The following is a 2291-nucleotide window of genomic DNA, read 5'->3' on the forward strand; positions in this document are numbered from 1 at the left end:
CCTGCTGTACCCGTTGGTGTATCTGTGCCCGTTGGTGTTCCTGCTGTACCCGTTGGTGTATCTGTGCCCGTTGGTGTTCCCGCTGTACCCGTTGGTGTATCTGTACCAGTTGGTGTTCCCGCTGTGCCCGTTGGTGTATCTGTACCAGTTGGTGTTCCCGCTGTGCCCGTTGGTGTATCTGTACCAGTTGGTGTTCCTGTTGTACCAGTTGGTGTTCCTGCTGTGCCCGTTGGTGTATCTGTACCCGATGGCGCGGTTGTCGCAACCGATGCCGCAACATTAACGTTAAAAGTCCCTAAACTACCAGCAACAGCAAGATTGCCAAGTCCATCTTTAACCTCACTTCCTTGCAAGTTAACTGTGTAAATTCCATTGTCAGTATTATCCCAACTTCCGCCTGGGGGAACAAAGGAATAAGTGGCTGTCCGAGGCGTACCATTACTATTAGTATCGACACTGACAAACGTAGCAGGAATAGCGCCGCCTGACCAATTTATCAAAACATCAGGACTATCCAAGCTTGAAACATCGAGAACATTATTATCGCTGAAAGTGACAGTCAAAGTTTGACTGGTTCCTCCCGCTATCGTCACATCAGCAACAGCATTTAAACTGCCAGTGGGTGGTGTTTTGTCAATGTCGTAAATTTGTCCCGTTAAATTACCATTGCCAGCAGTTGCACCGCCTAATTCCACTCCCAAGCTATTTTTGATGCTGTCATCATCAACTAAATTTAACCCAATTGTACCGCTGCCCGTACCTGTGTTAACTTCCAGTTGGTAAGTCTTAGCATCAACAGTTGTTAAAGTGCCGATGGATGCACCAGTTACATCATTTGGGACTAAAGTAAAGTCAGAAACGTCAACACCTGTAACATCTTCAGAAAAATTAATAGAGTAGGTAGCAGTAGCCGCAGCAGTGGGAGATGGATCAAGGCGGTTGATAGATGTAACTGTGGGAAAGGTGTTGTTATAAGCAACGGTATTGTCTGTACTTGTACTGGCAGTATTGTTATTGCCTGCTGTATCAGTAACGCCGTTAGCTTTGATGCTGGCAATTACATTACCGTTACCTGCCTGGCCGTTGACGGCAATGTTGTAAACAGAACCACTACCTGTGATTGTTGGTGTTAATGTTCCTGTTGCTGTACTTGCAGTTAAGTCGATATCGCTAGCATCAAAACCTTCGACTGATTTGCTAAATGTGACGGTAAAGTTGATAGGTGAAGTTGCAGTTGGATCTGTTTGTGCTCCTGCTTGATTTATAGTGACTGTGGGTGCAAGAGTGTCAATTACTATTGCTTTATTTGCACCCAAAGAGTTAGCGGCTGCGGGTGCAGGCAAGGTGATTGTCGCATCGGTGCTAGCAGCATCTTTAATCGTGCCACCGTTGAGAGTGAGGGCGGCGGTAGTCAAGTATTCGAGGTCGAGGCTGGTATCTCCCGGTTGAACTGTGTAGTCAAAGGTCAAGATGTTAGTGCCGCTACCACTGACGTAGTTGGCAAGTTGGTCGGTTGTGCCTGTTTCTAGTTGTAGTTGAGGCGTGCCAGTGACAGTGACGGCTTCGGAGAAGGTGGCGGTGATGTTAATAGTAGCGCCAAGGCTATATGTGCCGTCGGGGGTGGTAGCACTCACATTGGTGATGGTGGCGGGTACAAGACTCCACAATTCTATGCCGTTGGTAGCGTCATAGGCTCTGAAATAGAGAGTGTTGTTGAAGTTGAAGATCCCAGAAGGGCCTGAAGGGGTATTCCCCGGTTTAACTAGCACCGTGCCGGAGGCTGTGCCATCACTTTTCCACAATTCTCTGGCGTTGGTACTACCATCATAGGCTCTGAAATAGAGAGTGTTGTTGAAGTTGAAGAAGTCCTCAGGGTTTGAAGGGGTATCCCCCGGATAGATGTCTTTAACCAGCACCGTGCCGGAGGCTGTGCCATCGCTTTTCCACAATTCTCTGCCGTTGGTAGCGTCAGTGGCTGAGAAATAGAGAGTGTTGTCGAAGTTGAAGAAGTTCTCAGGGTTTGAATTGCTACCCCCCGGATAGATGTCTTTAACCAGCACCGTGCCGGAGGCTGTGCCATCGCTTTTCCACAATTCATTGCCGTTGGTACCGTTATTGGCTGAGAAATAGAGAGTGTTGTTGGAGTTGATGAAGCTACCAGGGCTTGAAAAGGAAGCCCCCGGATTGATGTCTTTAACCAGCTCCGTGCCGGAAGCTGTGCCATCGCTTTTCCACAATTCTCTGCCGTTGGTAGCGTCAGTGGCTGAGAAATAGAGAGTGTTGTTGAAGTT

The 2291-nt window shown here is 48.1% G+C and carries 1 protein-coding gene; it reads right to left on the reverse strand.

Going from position 1 to position 2291, the window contains the following annotated elements:
* Positions 1–2291: ELWxxDGT repeat protein (locus QUA42_RS04360; protein ID WP_333135422.1), on the reverse strand; the 2291-nt coding region annotated here is incomplete at both ends.

Origin of the sequence: Microcoleus sp. Pol11C2, assembly GCF_036701505.1 — a bacterium.
Taxonomy (GTDB): Bacteria; Cyanobacteriota; Cyanobacteriia; order Cyanobacteriales; family Microcoleaceae; genus Microcoleus.